General features: G+C 65.8%; 16 protein-coding genes and 2 riboswitches. Of the genes, 10 read left to right on the top strand and 6 right to left on the bottom strand.

The features are described 5' to 3' along the window. Positions 1-92 (top strand): formate--tetrahydrofolate ligase (locus tag GGR00_RS25610; RefSeq protein ID WP_184702149.1); only part of this gene is annotated, 92 nt, incomplete at its 5' end. A 66-nt stretch (positions 93-158) separates the two neighbouring features. On the opposite strand, the gene GGR00_RS25605 is transcribed toward GGR00_RS25610, so the two are convergent. After that, on the bottom strand, positions 159-1,331 hold the full coding sequence (locus tag GGR00_RS25605; RefSeq protein ID WP_184702147.1) for an acyl-CoA dehydrogenase family protein: 1,173 nt from the start codon (positions 1,329-1,331) through the stop codon (positions 159-161). Positions 1,332-1,498: 167 nt separating this feature from the next. On the opposite strand from GGR00_RS25605, the gene GGR00_RS25600 reads away from it, so the two are divergent. After that, a complete protein-coding gene (locus GGR00_RS25600) occupies positions 1,499-2,191 on the top strand; it encodes a winged helix-turn-helix transcriptional regulator (RefSeq protein WP_055973605.1) in 693 nt (230 codons plus the stop codon). A gap of 97 nt (positions 2,192-2,288) precedes the next feature. Here GGR00_RS25600 and GGR00_RS25595 read toward each other — a convergent pair whose 3' ends face one another. The 3 genes from GGR00_RS25595 to GGR00_RS25585 all read right to left on the bottom strand — a co-directional run bounded on the left by GGR00_RS25595 (position 2,289) and on the right by GGR00_RS25585 (position 4,408). Then, positions 2,289-2,765: a GFA family protein gene (locus GGR00_RS25595; RefSeq protein ID WP_184702145.1), complete on the bottom strand. Its 477-nt coding sequence runs from the start codon at positions 2,763-2,765 to the stop codon at positions 2,289-2,291. Between the two features lie 333 nt (positions 2,766-3,098). Then, entirely contained in the window at positions 3,099-3,572 is a 474-nt protein-coding gene (locus GGR00_RS25590; protein ID WP_184702143.1) for a 6,7-dimethyl-8-ribityllumazine synthase, read from the bottom strand. Between the two features lie 76 nt (positions 3,573-3,648). Further along, positions 3,649-3,795, bottom strand: a riboswitch (FMN riboswitch). Positions 3,796-3,853: 58 nt separating this feature from the next. Beyond that, positions 3,854-4,408 (bottom strand): sugar O-acetyltransferase, encoded by a 555-nt coding sequence (locus tag GGR00_RS25585; protein WP_184702142.1) that lies wholly within the window; start codon positions 4,406-4,408, stop codon positions 3,854-3,856. A gap of 144 nt (positions 4,409-4,552) precedes the next feature. Between GGR00_RS25585 and GGR00_RS25580 the strand changes: the two genes are divergently transcribed. Together GGR00_RS25580 and GGR00_RS25575 are read left to right on the top strand one after the other, a co-directional pair. Further along, positions 4,553-5,020 carry a DUF4126 family protein gene (locus GGR00_RS25580; protein ID WP_184702139.1) on the top strand — a complete coding sequence of 156 codons (468 nt, stop codon included), beginning with the start codon at positions 4,553-4,555 and terminating at the stop codon, positions 5,018-5,020. Next, positions 5,017-6,267, top strand: coding sequence for an FAD-containing oxidoreductase (locus GGR00_RS25575; RefSeq protein ID WP_184702137.1), 1,251 nt, complete (start codon positions 5,017-5,019; stop codon positions 6,265-6,267). The genes GGR00_RS25580 and GGR00_RS25575 overlap by 4 nt, the downstream gene beginning before the upstream one ends. Before the next feature lie 45 nt (positions 6,268-6,312). Here the strand turns inward: GGR00_RS25575 and GGR00_RS25570 are convergent, their stop codons facing one another. Both GGR00_RS25570 and GGR00_RS25565 read right to left on the bottom strand, forming a co-directional pair. Next, the gene (locus tag GGR00_RS25570; protein ID WP_184702135.1) at positions 6,313-7,080 is read right to left on the bottom strand and encodes an isocitrate lyase/PEP mutase family protein; all 768 of its coding nucleotides are present in this window, start codon (positions 7,078-7,080) and stop codon (positions 6,313-6,315) included. A gap of 213 nt (positions 7,081-7,293) precedes the next feature. After that, the gene (locus GGR00_RS25565) at positions 7,294-7,749 is read right to left on the bottom strand and encodes a MarR family winged helix-turn-helix transcriptional regulator (protein WP_055973585.1); all 456 of its coding nucleotides are present in this window, start codon (positions 7,747-7,749) and stop codon (positions 7,294-7,296) included. 170 nt (positions 7,750-7,919) lie between these two features. Here GGR00_RS25565 and GGR00_RS25560 point away from each other — a divergent pair, with 170 nt between their 5' ends. The 6 genes from GGR00_RS25560 to GGR00_RS25535 all read left to right on the top strand — a co-directional run bounded on the left by GGR00_RS25560 (position 7,920) and on the right by GGR00_RS25535 (position 17,431). Further along, positions 7,920-10,355: a membrane-bound PQQ-dependent dehydrogenase, glucose/quinate/shikimate family gene (locus GGR00_RS25560; RefSeq protein WP_184702133.1), complete on the top strand. Its 2,436-nt coding sequence runs from the start codon at positions 7,920-7,922 to the stop codon at positions 10,353-10,355. Positions 10,356-10,642: 287 nt separating this feature from the next. After that, positions 10,643-11,809 carry an MFS transporter gene (locus GGR00_RS25555; protein ID WP_184702131.1) on the top strand — a complete coding sequence of 389 codons (1,167 nt, stop codon included), beginning with the start codon at positions 10,643-10,645 and terminating at the stop codon, positions 11,807-11,809. Between the two features lie 32 nt (positions 11,810-11,841). Further along, positions 11,842-12,049, top strand: a riboswitch (cobalamin riboswitch). A gap of 108 nt (positions 12,050-12,157) precedes the next feature. Beyond that, positions 12,158-12,973, top strand: a complete 816-nt coding sequence (locus GGR00_RS25550) for an ABC transporter ATP-binding protein (protein ID WP_184702129.1) — start codon at positions 12,158-12,160, stop codon at positions 12,971-12,973. A 19-nt stretch (positions 12,974-12,992) separates the two neighbouring features. Beyond that, positions 12,993-13,937 (top strand): ABC transporter substrate-binding protein, encoded by a 945-nt coding sequence (locus tag GGR00_RS25545; protein ID WP_184702127.1) that lies wholly within the window; start codon positions 12,993-12,995, stop codon positions 13,935-13,937. Positions 13,938-13,991: 54 nt separating this feature from the next. Further along, a complete protein-coding gene (locus GGR00_RS25540) occupies positions 13,992-14,999 on the top strand; it encodes a FecCD family ABC transporter permease (RefSeq protein ID WP_184702125.1) in 1,008 nt (335 codons plus the stop codon). Between the two features lie 242 nt (positions 15,000-15,241). Next, positions 15,242-17,431, top strand: coding sequence for an anthranilate synthase (locus tag GGR00_RS25535; RefSeq protein WP_184702123.1), 2,190 nt, complete (start codon positions 15,242-15,244; stop codon positions 17,429-17,431). The last annotated feature ends 2 nt before the right edge of the window (positions 17,432-17,433 follow it).

The following is a 17,433-nucleotide window of genomic DNA, read 5'->3' as shown; positions in this document are numbered from 1 at the left end:
GTGAGATCATGACCATGCCGGGCCTGCCCAAGGCACCGTCCTCGGAAAAGATCTTCCTCAACGAGGCCGGGCAGATCGAAGGCCTGTTCTGAGATCAGAGCAACGTCCCGGAACAATCGGCCGCCGCGACATCGCGGCGGCCGATTTCGTTTCGCGGATCAGAAGATCGCGTTCACCGGCAGGCCGAGTGCCATCGCCCCGGCATATTGCGCCTGTGGACCGGCCTGGAGCGGATGGAAGCGCGCGCCCTGCATGTCGCGGAAGCGGCGTTCGAGCCCGCGCTCGCGGTAGAAGGACGAACCGCCGGCCAATTCCATCGCCAGTTCCACCACTTCGAGGCCATGGCGGGCGACAAGCGAACGGCCGATCATCACGTCGTTGACGCTTTCGGCCGAGGGGGCGTTGCGCTCGACTGCCTCGATCATCGAGCGATGGGCCATCTGGGCAGCGCGCAGGGCCGTGTCCATGCGGCCGGCAAGGCTGAGCGTGCCCTCGCCTCCCGGCTTCTTCCTGGCGATCTCGACGGCGATGTCGCGGGCGCTTTCGGCAACGCCGAGATAGACCGCGTAGATCAGCGGAAAGGCGATGGTGGCGATGATCTGGAACACCGGATGCCATTGCCGTGGCGTGCGCGAGAAACTGACCGCCGCATCTGGGACGAACAGCCCGTCGATGACGACGTCGTTCGAGCCGGTGCCGCGCATCCCCAATGTGCGCCAGTTGTCCATCACGCTAACCTCGGGCGCCCGCATCGGCGCACCGAAATGGATGACCTTTTCGGTGCCGTCCTCGTCGCAGGCGATCGCTCCGGTCATCAGGATATCGCCGGCGACGGCACCCGAAGTGAACGCCTTGCGCGCAGTGATGCGATAGCCACCCTCGACCTTTTCGGCCTTGCCCGAGCCGCCGATCCAGTCGGACCCGCCACTGGAAAGGAGGATGATCCTCTCGGCGGCGACACGCTTGAGCAGGGGTTCGACGGCCGCCACCTTCTGGTGGCGCCAGCGCCAGGCCGGGATCGCGACCTGATGGGTGTGCATGGCAAAGGCAAGCGCGGTCGAGCCGCAAGAATGGGCGAGGATGCGCAGCATGTCGCAAAGGTCGGAAATCTCGACGCCGCCGCCGCCCAGTTCGAGCGGCACGCCGGCCTGGACCAGCCCGGCTTCCTTCAAAAGCACGTAATTGTCGGCGACGAACCGATCGCTCTCGTCGAACTTGGGAGCGCGTTCCGCAAGGATCGGGGCCAGGTCATGGGCCGCGCCCACGACATCGGTGGCAACCGCAGTGGTCGCACCTGCACTTGCCGTCGCTATGTTATCAAGACTTCTCATCAAGTCGTCTCCTGGTTGACCGGCAGGTCGGGGCCGAAGATCGCTCCAATGGCGGGCCCGGTCCAGTTCAGGAACTGAATCGCCACGCCGTCCCGTCATCCCTATGGGCTAGGTGCGGGACCCCGGATTTTGCGCTATAAGGCAGGGTCCCCTGCGAATGGTGCAAGATGAGCGATCGCGGCGGTTACGGGCAGTTCTGCCCGGTTTCGATGGCGTCGGAGGTGCTGTGCACCCGCTGGACGGCCCTGGTCGTGCGCGAAATGCTGATGGGATCGAGCCGATTCAACGACTTGCGGCGCGGCGTGCCGAAAATGTCGCCGGCGCTCCTGTCCAAGCGCCTGAAGGAACTCGAGCGTGCCGGCGTGGTGCAGACCGGGCGTGGCGCGGCAGGCACGGTCGAATACCGGCTGACCGATGCCGGCGAGGACCTCCGGCCGATCATCCTCGGCCTCGGCGAATGGGGCCATCGCTGGGTCGAAAGCCAGCTAACCCTCAGGAATCTCGACCCTTCCTTGCTGATGTGGGATATGCGGCGCAACCTCAATCCCAAGCCGCTGCCGCCGCAGCGCTGCACGATTCACTTTCTGTACCCCGAAGTGGCGAAATCCCAGCAGAATTGGTGGCTGGTGGTCGATGGCGGCGCCGTCGACCTGTGCAATTCGGATCCCGGCTTCGACATCGATCTCGAGGTCAAGGGATCGCTGCGCAGCATGACGTCGGTATGGATGGGGCTGAGCGCGCTTGGACAAGAGCTCGATTCAGGCCGCCTGGAGGTCGACGGCGACGACAAGATCGCCCGCGCGATGCAGGCATGGCTTGGCCTGAGCAGCTTCGCCCCGATGGCGCGAAACGTGCCCTAGAGCACTTCCAGGAAAAGTGTGCGGCGGTTTCCGTCCATAATTGCGCAAAAACAAGAACATGGAGCGTTTTCGCGATTCGCAGAAAAGCGGAAACACTCTAGCGCGACGCCGCCCCGGCTTCCGCCCAGGCCTGGTATTCCCGCATCAGTGGCTCCAGTTCCTCCATCGCGGGAAATTCCGCAAAGCTCCTGACGGCACCGGTTTCGGCGAAGGAAAGCCTGGTCTTGGCGAAGGTTTCCATGAAGGGATGGAACCAGTCGGTGTCGTCGAGCATCGTCGGCCGCACGTTGACGAACCAGTCGACGCCGACGACGCGCGTATACATCCACGTCTTGCAGTGGTCGCAGAACTGGTGATGCAGCTGCTCGCCATGCGCGCCTCCGACGACGGTCTCGCCCTTCGTCACGGCAAAGCCGTCGGCCGGCACCATGGCTGTCAGCGAGTAGGCCGAGGACGACATCTTCTGGCAGCCCGGGCAATGGCAGGCGGCTGTGCAGATCGGCGGCTTGGACACCTCGATCTCGACCCGACCGCAGCGACAGGTGCCCTTGAGCGGCAGCGGAATGGTTGACATGGCGGACCTCCCCTCTGAAGCTCCGCGATCATGCGATGCCGGGGTTTGGAAGCCTAGAGGGACAGTCACCTTTTCGGTGCGGCGTGCCATCGCAGCGGCGGCGCGTCATGAGCTGTCCCGCTCTCCCTCGTGGAAAATCAACAGCATATGGACACTTCAGGACGCCTCAGCGCCCACCCCTGCCCCCTCCCCACAAGGGGGAGGGAGACGAGCGTCGCCCTTTGGCCAACGTCATGAAAGCTGGCGCTGGACGGCTGTGCCGCAAGATTCCCTCCCCCCTTGTGGGTAGGGGTGGGGGTAACGTGGTCAACGCCCCCACCCTCAGCGTTCGCGTCAGGCCGTGACCAGTTCACGTGCCTTGAGCAGTTCGACGCAGGCATGGGCCGCTTCGGCGCCCTTGACCTTGAAGTGGTCGAAGAAGAAGCGGTGGTGCTCGGCACTGTCGTGATAGTTGTGCGGGGTCAGCACCGCCGACAGCACCGGCACGCTGGTCTGGAGCTGCACGTTCATCATGCCGTCGAGCACGGCATGGGCGACGAAGTCATGGCGATAGATGCCGCCATTGACGACGAAGGCCGCGCCGAGGATCGCCGCATAGCGGCCGGTCTCGGCCAGCGTCTTGGCGAACAGCGGGATTTCGTAGGCGCCGGGCACGTCAAAGACATCGACGGCAATGCGGCCGCCGCCCAGTTTTTCGATGTCGGCAACGAAGGCATTGACGCATTCGTCGACGATGTCGGCATGCCAGCGGGCGCGGATCACGGCGACGCGGCGGGTAGCGAAGTCTTTCGGGGATTGCTGATTCATGGGTCCATCCTTCCGTTTCGAACCAGAATCAGGACGCACGAGACGGAATCCCGGCAGCAAGTGCTGACGCTTTCCCGTTCGTTCTCTTCCATCCGGACTATGACCGTCGGCTCCGGAATCGCACCGGATCTGCTGACCCTCCCGTTGCCGGGAAGCGCTCGCGGGCTTGAGTTCGAAAACCCTTACCGCCGGTGGGGACTTTCACCCCGCCCTGAGAACATTAACGCTTCCGATATGGCGGCGCGGACCGGCGCTGTCAATCGCAGGAATAATCCTTTCCGTTACCTGGCGATCGGCCGCGCCGGGTTGCCGACCACCGTCGCACCCGCCGGCACGCTCTTTGTCACCACCGAGCCGGCGCCGACGATGGCGTCGTCGCCGATCTCGACGCCACCGCGGATGATGGCACCGCCGCCGATCCAGGCGTTGCGACCGATAGTGACCGGCCGCGCGATCTCCAGCCCGGCGCGTCGCTTGACGGGGTCCCGGTGATGCTCGGGGCAATAGACCTGGACATTGGGCCCAAGCATCGTGCCCGCGCCGATGCGCACCGGTGCGGTGTCGAGGATGGTGCAGCCGGCATTGAGGAACACGCCCTCGCCGAGATGGATGTTGAAGCCATAAGCGCAGTGGAAAGGCGCCTCGACGCGGCAGCCCGCCGCCGCCGAGCCCAGCAGGGCCTTCAGCCTGGGCGCCAGGTCGCCGCGCTGTTGCGGCGACATGGTGGCGTGCTCGAAGACGGCCTCGGCCGCCACCGCACGCAGCGTGTCGAGTTCGGGATCGACGCAATTGTACCACGCGCCTGCGGCCATCTTGTCACGTTCGCTTGCTGCCATGGCATGATCCTTTCGCTGGCAAAAGCCAACCACACAACACCGGATGCTGCCAAGGTCGAAGCCGCCGCCTCTGGCGAAACGGGATGGCTGTGTTAGCCTTCCGCCAAAGTGCACTGTCGGGCCACATCCACGAGGGGACAACGGATGGCGATCTACCTTTTCGCACTGCTCATCGGAATTGTTGCCGGCCTCAGGGCCATGACCGCACCTGCGGCCGTCGCCTGGGGCGCCTGGCTCGGCTGGCTGCCCCTGGCCGGCACCTGGGCCGGCTTCATGGGACACTGGATCACGCTGGCGATCTTCACCGTGCTGGCCCTCGCCGAACTCGTCACCGACCAGTTGCCGTCGACCCCAAGCCGCAAGGTGCCGGTGCAGTTCGCCACCCGCATCGTCATGGGCGCCCTCGCCGGCGCCGTTCTCGGCACGGTGGGAGGTGCGCCGATCGGCGGACTGGCTGCAGGTGTCATCGGTGCCATCCTCGGCACGCTCGGCGGCGCGGCGGTGCGGTCGAGCCTGGCCCAGTCGTTCGGCGGCAAGGACCTGCCGGCGGCGCTGATCGAAGACGTCGTCGCAATCCTCGGCGCACTGCTGGTCGTGGGCATGGTCGCATGAGCGCGGCCAAAAAATTCGACGCCATCATCATCGGCTGCGGCCAGGCCGGGCCGCCGCTGGCGGGACGGCTGACGGCAGCCGGCCAGACGGTGGCGCTGATCGAGCGCAAGCTGGTGGGCGGCACCTGTGTCAACACCGGCTGCAAGCCGACCAAGACCATGGTGGCCAGCGCCTATGCCGCCCATCTCGCCCGCACCGGCGCCGACTATGGCGTGTCGACCGGCAAGGTCTCGGTCGACATGAAGGCGGTGAAGGCACGCAAGGACAAGGTGACGCTCGATTCCCGCGCCAGCCTGGAAGACTGGATCGCCGGCATGAAGGGCTGCACGCTCTATCGCGGCCACGCCAGCTTCGAGGGGCCGCACGAGGTGCGCGTCGGGGACGACTTGCTGCACGGCGAGCGCATCTTCATCAATGTCGGCGGCCGCGCCAACATCCCCGACATGCCGGGGATCGGCGACATCGAATACCTGACCAACACCTCGATGATGGAGGTGGATTGCCTGCCACGCCATCTCGTCGTCGTCGGCGGCAGCTATATCGGGCTGGAATTCGCCCAGATGTACCGCCGCTTCGGCTCGGACGTGACCGTGGTCGAAAAAGGCCCGCGGCTGATTTCGCGCGAGGACGAGGAGGTCTCCGAGGCGGTCAAGGGCATCCTCGAACACGAAGGCATCAAGCTGAGGTTGAATGCCGAGTGCATCAGCTTTGCCGCGCATCCGGACGGCGTGACCGTCGGTGTCGACTGCACCAGCGGCGACCGGGCGGTGACGGGGTCGCATGTGCTGCTGGCGATCGGGCGGAAGCCCAACACCGACGACCTCGGCCTGGACAAGGCGGGTGTCCACACCGACAAGCGCGGCTACATCGAGGTCGACGACCACCTCCGCACCAACGTCCCGCACATCTGGGCGATGGGCGACTGCAACGGCAAGGGCGCTTTCACCCACACCGCCTACAACGACTTCGAGATCGTCGCCGCCAATCTTCTGGACAACGACAAGCGCAAGGTCACCGACCGGATCGAGGCCTATGCGCTCTACATCGACCCGCCGCTCGGCCGCGCCGGCATGACCGAGGCTGCGGCGCGCAAGTCGGGCCGCAAGGTGCTGGTCGGCCAACGGCCGATGACGCGCGTCGGCCGCGCCGTCGAAAAGGGCGAGACGCTGCAGCGCGCCATGCACATCCACCCGACTGTGTCGGAGCTGTTGCCGACGATCGCGCAGGAACTCAAGCCCCTGGCATAGGATGGACCCATCCCGACGACAGCGGGATAGGTCTTGCTCTTTGGCCTACTCGAAAGCTGCTCTCGCCTTGGCCTCGAGCCATTCCGCCATCTGGCGGTAGGGCACCGGACCGTAGCTGATACGGGCAACGCCAAGCTCGGCAAGTCTTGCCTTTGGCGGCACATGCGCGAGCGCTATGATGTTGACCGGCATCTCGACCTCGCGGCAGAGCTTGCCGATCAGCGTCTCATTGCCGAGGCCGGGCGCGAAGAAGCCGTGCGCGCCGGCCTTTGCGTATGCCCCGGCCCGTTCGATCGCGGCATCGACCAGCGCGTCGCTGTGTTCGTCGGGCTTGGCCTTCAGGAAGATGTCGGTGCGGGCATTGATGAAGGCGGCAATGCCAGAGGCCTTGACGGCGTCGGCCGCCGCAGCGATGCGCTTTACCTGGGCGGCGATGTCGTGCAGGCCGCTGCCGCCGACGATCTGGTCCTCGAAGTTGAAGCCGACCACGCCTTCCGCCAGCGCCCGCGTCACAGTCGCGGCGACCGCCTCCGGCTCGACGCCATAGCCGCCCTCGAGATCCATCGTGACCGGCAGCTCGGTGGCGGCGACGATGCGGCGCATGTTGTAGAGCGCCAGGTCCAGCGGGATCTTCTCGCCGTCGGCGAAACCGAAGGCGGCGGCCACCGGCCAGCTGCCCGTCGCGATCGCCTTGGCACCGGCCTTGGCGACGATGTTGGCACTGCCCGGATCCCAGATGTTGTAGAGAACCACCGGGTCGCCCTTCACGTGCAGGGCATGGAAGGCCTTGGCCTTGTCGATCTGGCTGGTCATGGAATTCGCCTCTTTGGGTGACTGAAGGCCGAAACCTATCAGCGTGAGGCGTCTTGGCCATAGCGCAGAATGCGGTAAGTGAGTTGCCAGAGACGGGGGTAATCACCGTTGCGCAGGACGGGACCATCGCAGCAGCCGTGAGGTAGCAATTTCTGCCGCAGCCCAAGGGCAAGTCGAGAGGCCGCCCCTGCTTTGCAACACCCGATGACGCGCTCAGTCCTCGTCCGGCTCGGCCGCCGACAGCCGCGCCTCGAGCCTTTCGAGCATGTTGACGGCGATTTCCAGCTCGCGCTCGTCCTCGCCGGCCAGAAGATCGGCGCGCAGGCGCCCAAAGATCCGCTCGATCTCGATCACGCGGGCACGCCCGGCATCGGTGAGCGACAGGATCTTGGCACGGCGGTCGCCGGGATCGCCGACGCGCACGATTAGCCCGTCGGCCTCAAGGATGTCGACGATGCGCACCAGCGACGGTCCTTCGAAGCCGAGATGGTCGGCAATCACGCCCTGGCGGATGTTGTCGCCCAGCCGCGACAGCGTCGCCAGCGGCATGGCGGTGGCATGCGACAGCCCGCAATCGTCGAGCGCCCGGTCGGCCGCGCGCCGCCACAGCCGGGCGACCGAGGTGACGTACTTGCCGAAATTGCCGCGCGCCGAAGACCGGTTGGACATCCAAGAAAGATAACATATTATCTATTAGGGTACGATCAGATTCTTGCAGCAACAAAAGCGCGGCGGGCGGGCGAGGACTCGTAAGCGCAAGACCTGCAGGAGCGATCGCAACCGGCATCGCCAATTCGGGCGAAGTCGAAACGTCTGATAATCTTCGCAGGTAACCACAAATGGCAGAACAACGGACAAGCGGAGGCAGCGGCGGCTGGCTCCTGGTTCTCTTCGGCCTGCTCATGGTCGTCATCGGCGCGCCGCTTGTTTATGGCGGCGTCCAGTTGATCGGCCTGGGCGGCTCCTGGTACTACACCCTCGCCGGCCTCGGCGTCATCACCTCCGGCATCCTCTACATCATGCGCCGCAAGTCCGGCCTCTGGCTCTACGCCATCGTGTTCCTGGCGACGGTCGCCTGGGCGATCTGGGAATCCGGCCTCGAATTCTGGCCGCTCGTGCCGCGCCTCGTGGCGCCCGCCGTCATCGCCATTCCCGCACTGCTGCTCGCTCCACTGTTTCCGGCCAGCACCGGCAAGCGCAGGCCGTTCGCGCTCGCCGGCCTGCTCGCCGTGGCACTGGCCGCGACGGCATTCTACGCCTTTACCCCGCACGGCGTGACGCGCAACGCGTTTGCCAAGGCTGAGCCCGCGCCGACAGTGCCGCCGGCAGCCGCCAGCGCCACCGACTGGCGCTACTACGGCCGCACGCCGGCCGGCACGCGCTATGCCCCGATCGACCAGATCAACCGCGACAACGTCAACCAGCTCGAGGTCGCCTGGACCTTCCGCCATGGCGACACCCCGCAGGGCTCGGCACAGGACCAGAGCACGCCGCTCTACGTCGGCGACACGCTCTACACCTGCTCGCCCAACAACATCGTTCACGCGCTGAACCCGGACACGGGCGACGTGAAGTGGAAATACGATCCCAAGGCCAAGTCGCCGCTGTGGCAGCGCTGCCGCGGCGTGAGCTACTATGAGCCGGGCCCGGCTCCGGTCCAGGCGGAAGCCTCCGCTCCCGCCGACCCGCTGGCACCGACAAGCGTCATCGCGGCAGCACCTGCGGTTCCCGCTGCACCGGCATCAAACGCTTGTGCCGCCCGCATCGTCATGACCACCATCGACGCCCGCCTGATTCAGCTCGACGCAAAGACCGGCGAACTGTGCCAGGACTTCGGCAATGGCGGCATCGTCGATCTCAAGCAGGGCATGGGCGAGATCAAGGACGGCTTCTACTTCCAGACGTCGGCCCCCACCGTCATGCGCGACCTGATCATGGTCGGCGGCTGGGTCTGGGACAATGTCGAGACCGGCGAGCCTTCGGGCGCCGTCCGTGCCTTCTCGGCCCGCACCGGCGAGCTGGTCTGGGCCTGGGACCTCGGCAACCCGGCGATCACCAAGCTGCCGCCGGAAGGCGAGAGCTACACGCGCGGCACGCCGAATGTCTGGTCGACGCCGGCCTATGACGAAGCGCTCGGCCTCGTCTACCTGCCGACCGGCAACGCGACGCCCGATTTCTGGGGCGCCCACCGCAGCAAGGCGGCCGAGGAATATTCGGCCGCGGTCGTCGCCCTCGACATGGACACCGGCAAGGAGCGCTGGAAGTTCCAGACCGTTCACCACGACATCTGGGACTATGACGTTCCCGCGCAGCCAGCACTCTACGACGTGCCCGACGGCAAGGGCGGCAAGACCCCTGCCCTGATCCAGCTGACCAAGCGCGGCCAGATCTTCATGCTCGACCGCCGCGACGGCAAGCCGATCGCCGAAGTCGAGGAACGCCCGGTACCGCAGGGCGCGATGGAGGGCGACTGGACCGCTCCGACCCAGCCTTATTCGGTCGGCATGCCTTCGATCGGCACCGAGCCGTTCACCGAGGCACGGATGTGGGGTGCGACGCCCTACGACCAGCTCTACTGCCGCATCGAGTTCAAGAAGCTGCGCTACGATGGCGAGTTCACGCCTCCGAGGACCGACCGCAGCCTGATCTACCCCGGCTATTATGGCGGCATGAACTGGGGCAGTGCCGCGATCGACGAGGCCCGTGGCCTTTTGATCGTCAACGACATCCGCATGCCGCAGTTCGTGCAGCTCATCGCCCGCGAGGAGGCCGACAACTATGGCGGTTCGGCAGCCCATGACGGCCTGTCGCAGCAGAAGGGCACGCCCTACGGCGCGCTGAAGAACGGCTTCATGTCGCCGCTCGGCGTTCCCTGCCACCAGCCGCCCTACGGCACGATCAGCGCCGTCGACCTCGAAACGCGGCAATTGGTCTGGCAGGTCCCGGCCGGCACCCTCGAGGACACCGGCCCCCTCGGCATGATGACCGGGATGCAGATCCCGATTGGCATGCCGACGCTCGGTGGCCCCGTCGCCACCTCGGGCGGCCTCGTCTTCTACGCCGGCACGCAGGACTACTACCTGCGCGCGATGGACGTCACGACCGGCGAGGAATTGTGGAAGGGCCGGCTGCCCGTAGGCGCCCAGTCGACGCCGATGACCTTCGTCTCCCACGAGACCGGAACGCAGTATGTGGTCATCTCCGCCGGCGGCGCACGCCAGTCGCCCGACCGCGGCGACTACGTGGTCGCCTACAAGCTGCCGAAGCAGAACTGAGTTCTGTGGGCATGGACAACGGAAGGGGCGCCTCGGCGCCCCTTTTCATTTCCGGCCTGCGAAGGCGGTGTTGACCCGCCGCGCAAGCGGACAATTCGGCCGTCGAGCCGCTCTACGAGTTCCTTCGCCGCGACCTGACGCAGCAATCCTGATGTAAGCCGGCTTGCTGTTGCCGAATGGCTGCCATGCGCGCCACGCATTGCTGCAATGCACCAACATCGCTTGCGCCGCAGCCGACATCAGGAAAATGTGGGATTAAATCGTTTCAGCATTTCCCGAGCCGTCCCATGCCCTTGCCAATCATCGCCCTGGCCGTTGCATCTTTTTGCATCGGCACCACCGAATTCGTGATCATGGGCCTGTTGCCGGAGGTCGCCGCCGACCTCGGCGTGTCGATCCCCGCCGCCGGCCTGCTCGTCACCGGCTACGCACTCGGCGTCGTCATCGGCGCGCCGATCATCGCCATCGGCACGGCAAGACTGCCGCGCAAGCCGGTGCTGATCGGCCTCGCCACCTTGTTCGTGCTCGGCAACCTGCTCTGCGCCATCGCCCCGACCTACTGGACGCTGATGATCGCCCGCGTCATCACCGCCTTCGGCCACGGCGCCTTTTTCGGCATCGGCTCGGTGGTGGCGGCGAGCCTGGTGCCCGCCAACAAGCGCGCCAGCGCCATTGCCCTGATGTTTGCCGGCCTGACGCTCGCCAACATCCTCGGCGTGCCCGGCGGCACCGCACTCGGCGAGGCGTTCGGCTGGCGCATGACCTTCTTCGCCGTCGTCGTCATCGGCCTGATCTCGGTTGCCGCCATCGCCTGGCTGGTACCGGCGGGCGTCGCCCCTCCCGGCAAGGGTGGCGTGGCCAGCGAGGTCAAGGTGCTCGGCAAGCTGCAGGTCTGGCTCGCCATGATCATCTCGGCGCTCGCCTCGGGCAGCCTGTTTGCCGTCTTCACCTACATCAAGCCGATCCTGACCGACGTCACCGGCGTGTCGGTTGCGTCGGTCACCTGGATCCTGCTCCTCTTCGGCGGCGGCATGACCATCGGCAACATCATCGGCGGCAAGCTGGCCGACTGGAAGCTGATGCCGACCGCCATCGGCGCGCTGGTGGTGATGGCTGCGATCCATGTCGCCCTCGCCCAGCTCGGCTATTCGGCACCAGCTGCAATCCTGCTCATCTTCCTCTGGGGCGTGATGACCTTCGTCATCGTACCGCCGATGCAGATGCGCGTCGTCGAAACCGCCTCGGAAGCACCGAACCTCGCCGCGACGCTCAACCAGGGCGCCTTCAACGCCGGCAACGCCGCCGGCGCCTGGGCGGGCGGCGCCGCGATCTCGATGGGCGTCAGCTATGCCGACCTGCCTCTCGTTGGCGCCGCTATCGCGCTCACGGCCTTCGGCGTCGCGCTGTTTTCCTTCGCGCTCGACCGCCGTGACGCAATTCAGCAGGCGGCATGACGCTTTAGCGATTGTCAGCAATCCGCCGCTGCTGTAGCCACATCTCCGATGGTTCCTGCTGCCTGACTCGGGCAGCGGATTAAATGGGAACACGGTAAGACGTCTCGACGCGAAACCGTGGCTGCCCCCGCAACTGTGAGCGGATAGCAAATCGGAAAATGCCACTGGCCGGAAGGCCGGGAAGGCTCCGAGGCGCAGAAACCCGCAAGCCAGGAGACCTGCCATCATCCGATTAACTCAACCGGCCGGGGTGTGCCGCGGAGATGATGATGGTTGCGACTGCCTTTTTCCGTACCGGCGCGCTTTCCGGATCGTTCTGCCACCTCCGCCTGACTGCGGAGACAGGGCATGCTCAATCGCGTCCACGCCGCTAGCCGCCTTGTAGGCACGACCCCGGCACTGCTCGAGCTCGACGGCGTCAGTTGGGGGCCCCGCGCTTCCAGGCCCATCCTCGAACCGGTGTCGCTTGCGGTCGCCCCCGGCGAAATGCTCGCCATCGTCGGCCCCAACGGTGCCGGCAAGTCGAGCCTGCTGCGCTGCCTCTACCGCTACCACAAGCCGATTTCAGGAACCGTCCGGCTCGACGGCACCGACATCTGGAAGATGAAGCCGCGCGACTGCGCCCGCCGCATCGCGACCGTGCTGCAGGAAAGCGCCTCCGACTTCGGCCTGACGGTCGCCGAGATCGTCGAACTCGGGCTGACCCCGCATGTGACCAGCTTCGGCACCGGCGACGACGACTACGACCACGTCGAGGCAGCCCTTGACCTGCTCGGCCTGACCGCGCTCGCCGCGCGCGACTTCAACTCGCTGTCCGGCGGCGAGAAGCAGCGCGTGATGATCGCACGCGCCCTGGTGCAGCGGCCGGACCTTTTGATCCTCGACGAGCCTACCAACCATCTCGATATCCGCCACCAGCTCGAGGTCCTGGAACTGCTTGGCAATCTCGGCTGCACCGTCATCGTCTCGCTCCACGACCTGGCGCTCGCCTCGGCCCATGCCGATCGGGTACTGGTGATGGACGCCGGTCGCGCTGTCGCCTGCGGTGCACCGGCCGACATCCTGACGCCCGAGCGCATCCGCCAGAGCTTTTCCGTCGGCGCGACCCTCGACGACCATCCCGTCACCGGCCGCCCGCGCTTTTCATTCCATCTCGAACGCTGACAGAACCCAAGGAGCCCAAATGCGCCTGCCCATCATCGCCGCCGCCCTGCTCGCCACCTGCGCCTCAGCCATGGCCAGTGGCTTCCCCGTCACCGTCAAGAGCTGCAACCGCGACGTGACCTTCGAGGCCGCGCCCAAGCGCGCCGTCTCGCACGACGTCAACCTGACCGAGATGATGCTGGCACTCGGCCTCGGCGACCACATGGCCGGCTATTCCGGCATCTCCGGCTGGAAGACGCTGAGCGAGGAGCTGCGCAAGGGCGTCGGCGAACTGCCCGAACTCGCGCCCAAATACGTCACCAAGGAAGTGCTGCTCGGCGTCGACACCGACCTGTTCTTCGCCGGCTGGAACTACGGCATGAAGGTCGGCGGCGACGTCACCCCGGAGACGCTCGCGCCCTTCAACGTCGCTGTCTACGAGCTGACCGAGAGCTGCATCCACATCATGAAGAAGGACAAGTCCTCGCTTCAGGACATGTATGCCGACCTCAACAATCTCGGCGCCATCTTCGGCGTGCGCGAGAAGGCCGAAGCATTGGTATCGGGCTACGAGAAGGAACTCGCCGACTTCCAGGCATCGCTGCCCAAGCTCGACAAGCCGGTCAGCGTGTTCCTCTACGATTCCGGCGAGCAGAAGCCCTTCACAGCCGGCCGCTACGCCATGCCGACCGCCATCATCGAGGCTGCCGGCGGCAGGAACATCGCCGACGACGTCGAATCGAGCTGGGTCGAGATTGGCTGGGAGCCAGTCATCGAGCAAAACCCGGAGATGGTGGTGATCGTCAACTACGGCGAGGTGACCGCCGAGCAGAAGATCGAATTCATGCGCAGCAATCCGGCCTTCAAGGACATCGACGCAGTGAAGAACAACCGCTTCTTCGTGCTCGAATACAACGAGGCGACGCCGGGGCCGCGCAACATCGCCGCCATCAAGCGACTCGCCGCCGCGATGCGGGCCGACTGACCCGTGTCACACCGCCACCTCGTCGCAGGACCACGGCACGTCCTGATCCACGCCATGCCGGCCCTGATCCCCGGGCTGGCCGTGCTGCTCGTCGTAGCCATGATCGTGGCCGTCGGCGTCGGGCCGGTGGCGATCCCGCTGGAGACCGTGTGGGGCGTGATCGCCAACAAGCTGGTTCCGGGAAGCGTCGAGGCGGTGTGGTCGAGCGGCCGCGAAAACATCGTCTGGGATGTGCGCGCCCCGCGCGTCATCCTGGGTGCGGTCGTCGGCGCCTCATTGGCGTGTGTGGGCGCAGCGCTGCAGTCGGTGACGCGCAACCCGCTCGCCGATCCGCATCTGCTCGGCATTTCGTCAGGCGCGGCCTTCGGCGCCATCATGGCGCTGATCCATGTCGGCATGGTGTTCGGCACGGCCACCGTGCCGGTCTTCGCCTTTGCCGGGGCAATGGCGGCAACCGCCCTGGTGCTTGCCATCGCCAATCTGGCACGGGTCCAGTCCGCCGGGCAGCTGATCCTCGCCGGCGTGGCCGTCAGCTTCATCATCTCGGCCGCCGCCAACCTGTCGATCTTCATCGGCGATCCCAGGGCCGCCCATGTCGCCATCTTCTGGATGCTCGGCGGGCTCGGCCTGGCGCAGTGGAGCCACCTGCCCTACCCGCTCATCGCCCTCGTACTCGGCGGCGCGTGGCTGATGACGCAGACCCGCAACCTCAATGCCATGACGCTGGGCGACGAGAGCGCCACCGCGCTCGGCATCCCGGCGCGCGCCTTCCGGCTTAAGGTCTTCGTCGTCTGCGCGCTGCTGACCGGCTGCGCCGTCGCCTATTCCGGCGTCATCGCCTTCGTCGGCCTGATGATCCCGCACATCGTGCGCTTCTTCGTCGGCGGCGACTATCGCCGCGTCCTGCCGCTGTCGGCGCTGGTGGGCGCGATCTTCCTGATCGCCGCTGACATGGCCGCCCGCACGGTGATGCCGCCGCAGGACATGCCGCTCGGCATCGTCACTGGACTGATCGGCGGCGTGGCTTTCGTGGTGCTGATGCGCCGCCGGACAACAAATTGAGCGTCAGTTGGTAATGCAATGCAAGACGACGCAAATCCAGTTGCACCCCCGGTTTTTCCTAGCTATGGATTTGCCATGAACACGACTTCGCTCCAGAACATTTGGTGGCGGGCCAGCTGACAGCGGCCTCTTGAAGCGCGTGCGCGTGAAAATTGTGATGGCCGCAACGGGATTTCCGGGCGGCCATTTGTTTTTTCGAACCAGGCTCCGGAACGCTCCCACGGCAACGGATGGAGACGGGAATGACGTTGGAACTGCTTGATAACGGTGCCGAGCGCTACGTGACCGCTGGTGGGGTGTCCATCACCAGGCAACGCCACGAAACCGCCTATGCCGGAGCGATCGAGACCTATCTCGACGGGCTGAACAGCCGCCGCGGCGCGGTGTTTTCCTCCAACTACGAGTACCCCGGCCGCTACACCCGCTGGGACACCGCGATCATCGACCCGCCGGTGGTCATCTCGGCACGCGGGCGCTCGATGAAGATCGAGGCGCTCAATGCGCGCGGCGAGGTGCTGCTGCCGGTCATCCACGCCGCGCTGGCACCGCTCGAGGAGCTGACCATCGCCGAGGCCGGCAAGCACCTGATCAGGCTCGACATCGCCACCCCCGGCCGGGTTTTCACCGAGGAGGAGCGCTCGCGCGTGCCTTCGGTATTCACCGTGCTGCGCGCCATCACCGCGCTGTTCAAGTCGGACGAGGACAGCAATCTCGGCCTTTACGGCGCCTTCGGCTACGACCTTGCCTTCCAGTTCGACCCGGTCCAGCACAAGCTCGAGCGCAAGGAAAGCCAGCGCGACCTGGTCCTGTTCCTGCCCGACGAGATCCTGGTCGTCGATCACTATTCGGCCAAGGCCTGGCACGACCGCTACGACTATTCCGGCAAGGGTTTTTCGACCGAAGGCATTGCCCGCGACAGCGTTGCCGAGCCGTTCAGGACCTCCGACCGCATCCCGCCGCGCGGCGACCACGAGCCGGGCGAATATGCCCAGCTGGTGCGCCGGGCGATGGACAGCTTCAAGCGCGGCGACCTGTTCGAGGTCGTTCCCGGCCAGATGTTCTACGAGCGCTGCGAAACCGCCCCTTCGGAGATTTCCCGCCGGCTGAAGACCATCAACCCCTCGCCCTATTCGTTCTTCATCAATCTGGGCGAAGGCGAATACCTGATCGGCGCGTCGCCGGAGATGTTCGTGCGCGTCAACGGCCGCCGCGTCGAGACCTGCCCGATCTCGGGCACCATCAAGCGCGGCGAGGACGCTATCTCCGACAGCGAGCAGATCCTCAAGCTGCTCAACTCGAAGAAGGACGAATCCGAGCTCACCATGTGCTCCGACGTCGACCGCAACGACAAGTCACGCGTCTGCGAGCCGGGCTCGGTGCGCGTCATCGGCCGCCGCCAGATCGAGATGTATTCGCGGCTGATCCACACCGTCGACCATATCGAGGGTCGCCTGCGCGAGGGCATGGACGCCTTCGACGCCTTCCTCTCCCACGCCTGGGCGGTGACGGTGACGGGTGCGCCGAAGCTCTGGGCGATGCGTTTCATCGAGCAGAACGAGAAGAGCCCGCGCGCCTGGTATGGCGGGGCGATCGGCATGGTGCATTTCAACGGCGACCTGAACACCGGCCTGACGCTGCGCACCATCCGCATCAAGGACGGCATCGCCGAGGTGCGCGCAGGCGCCACATTGCTCTACGATTCCATTCCCGAGGAAGAAGAAGCCGAAACCGAACTGAAGGCCTCAGCCATGCTTTCCGCCATCCGCGACGCCAAGACCGGCAACTCCGCAGGCACCGAGCGCACCACTGCGCGCGTCGGCGAAGGGGTCAAGATCCTGCTCGTCGACCACGAGGACTCCTTCGTCCACACCTTGGCCAATTACTTCCGCCAGACCGGCGCCGACGTGTCCACCGTGCGCTCGCCGGTGCCCGAGGAGATCTTCGACCGCATCAAGCCCGACCTCGTCGTGCTCTCTCCCGGCCCCGGCATGCCTAAGGATTTCGACACGGCGGCGACGATCAGGAAATCGCGCGACCGCGACCTGCCGATCTTCGGCGTATGCCTGGGCCTGCAGGCGCTGGCCGAGGCCTATGGCGGCGAGCTGCGCCAGCTGGCCGTGCCGATGCACGGCAAGCCGTCGCGTATCCGCGTTTCCAAGCCCGGCATCGTCTTTTCCGGCCTGCCCAAGGAAGTGACCGTCGGCCGCTACCACTCGATCTTTGCCGATCCTGTTCGCCTGCCCGACGACTTCGTCGTCACGGCAGAAACCGAGGACGGCGTCATCATGGCGTTCGAGCACAAGAAGGAGCCGATCGCCGCCGTTCAGTTCCACCCCGAATCGATCATGACGCTCGGCCACGACGCCGGCATGCGGATGATCGAGAACGTCGTCGCGCACATGCCGCGCAAGGCCAAGGACAAGGCGGCCTGACC

It is taken from the genome of Aminobacter aganoensis, assembly GCF_014206975.1.
GTDB classification, from domain to species: Bacteria; Pseudomonadota; Alphaproteobacteria; order Rhizobiales; family Rhizobiaceae; genus Aminobacter; species Aminobacter aganoensis.
Note: the sequence above shows the minus strand (reverse complement) of the source record. Positions and strands in the feature narration are given on the sequence as shown.